This window comes from Halolamina salina, from assembly GCF_042678005.1.
In the GTDB taxonomy this organism is placed as follows: Archaea; Halobacteriota; Halobacteria; order Halobacteriales; family Haloferacaceae; genus Halolamina; species Halolamina salina.
This window is the reverse complement of sequence record NZ_JBHUDH010000119.1, coordinates 14,416-15,587: the sequence shown is the minus strand read 5'-3', so window position 1 is coordinate 15,587 and position 1,172 is coordinate 14,416. Positions and strand designations below refer to the sequence as shown.

General features: G+C 70.0%; 3 protein-coding genes. 2 read left to right on the top strand and 1 reads right to left on the bottom strand.

All coding sequences use genetic code 11. From position 1 onward, the window contains the following. A partial coding sequence (locus ACFR9S_RS10750; RefSeq protein ID WP_379818613.1) for an ATP-grasp domain-containing protein occupies positions 1-458 on the top strand: 458 nt, incomplete at its 5' end. On the opposite strand, the gene ACFR9S_RS10745 is transcribed toward ACFR9S_RS10750, so the two are convergent. Then, positions 455-796, bottom strand: a complete 342-nt coding sequence (locus ACFR9S_RS10745; protein WP_053947354.1) for an Hsp20/alpha crystallin family protein — start codon at positions 794-796, stop codon at positions 455-457. The two genes, ACFR9S_RS10750 and ACFR9S_RS10745, sit on opposite strands and share 4 nt — an antisense overlap. A gap of 129 nt (positions 797-925) precedes the next feature. Between ACFR9S_RS10745 and pgk the strand changes: the two genes are divergently transcribed. Then, the coding region (pgk, locus tag ACFR9S_RS10740; protein WP_379818612.1) for a phosphoglycerate kinase at positions 926-1,172 on the top strand (247 nt) is incomplete at its 3' end.

Sequence of the window (1,172 nt, the reverse complement as noted above, 5' to 3'; positions counted from 1 at the left end):
TCGCCCGCGTCGCGGACCCGGACTCGCTGCTCGGCGTCACCGACTATCTCGACCTCGTCCACGACTTCCGGGCGACCGGCGACCGCTCGTTCCTGCTCCAGGAGTACCTCCCGGACGCCCGGGACTACCGGGCGATGATCGTCGACGGCGAGTACGCCGGCGCCGTCGAGCGCCGGCTGCCCGAGTCCGAGACCGCGGCGGGCAAGTGGAAGCACAACGTCCACCGCGGCGCCGTCGCCGAGGGCGTCTCGCTCCCCCCGGACGCTCGCGAACTCGCCGAGCGGGCGGCTGACGTGCTCGGGATCGACTACCTCGGGGTGGATTTACTGGAGACCGAGGACCGACTGGTGGTCAACGAAACCAACGCGCGCCCGACCGTCGACGACGCGACGAAGTACGAGCCGGACTTTTACGACCGGCTGGCGGCGCTGATACGGAAGACGGCCGAGAACAGTTAGGAGAGGTCGATGTCGGCGGCGTCGTCGAGCTTCTCGAAGCTGACCTCGAGCACGCCGTTGTTGAACGTCGCCTCGGCGGAGTGTTCGTCGACCCGGGTCGGGAGCCGCACGCGCTCGCGGTACTCGCCGGCGGCGATCGTCAGCGTCTCCCCGTCGCACTGCAGCGAGATCTCCTCCTTCTCCGCGCCGGGGAGGTCAGCGACGAGCCGGAGCTGGTCGCCCTCGTCGAAGGCGTCGACGTGCGCGTCGGCGCCGTCGTCCTCCGGGCCGCCGCCCATCATCCGCTCGATCTCGTCGAAGATGTCGCCGAACGGGTCCTCGCGGTCGTCCCTACGCATGGACGTTCGTACACCTGCGCCGGGCAAAAGCCTTCTGTCGGCGGGGGAAACCGCCCCGTCGTGCGGTTTCCCCGGTCGGGACGCCGAAACCGGTCAGTTTGAAGTGTCCCAACGACCAACCGCGCGACGATGGGTTCTTTCGCGACGCTCGACGCGTTCGACGAGCGGTTCTCGGAGGCGCGGGTACTGGTCCGTCTCGATCTCAACTCCCCGGTCGAGGACGGCACGGTCCGGGACAACCGTCGGTTCGAGCGCCACGCCCGCACCGTCGCGGAGCTGGCCGACGCCGGCCACCGGGTGATCTGTCTGGCCCACCAGGGCCGCCCCGGTCGCGACGACTTCACGCACCTCGACCAGCACGCCGGCGTGCTCGCCG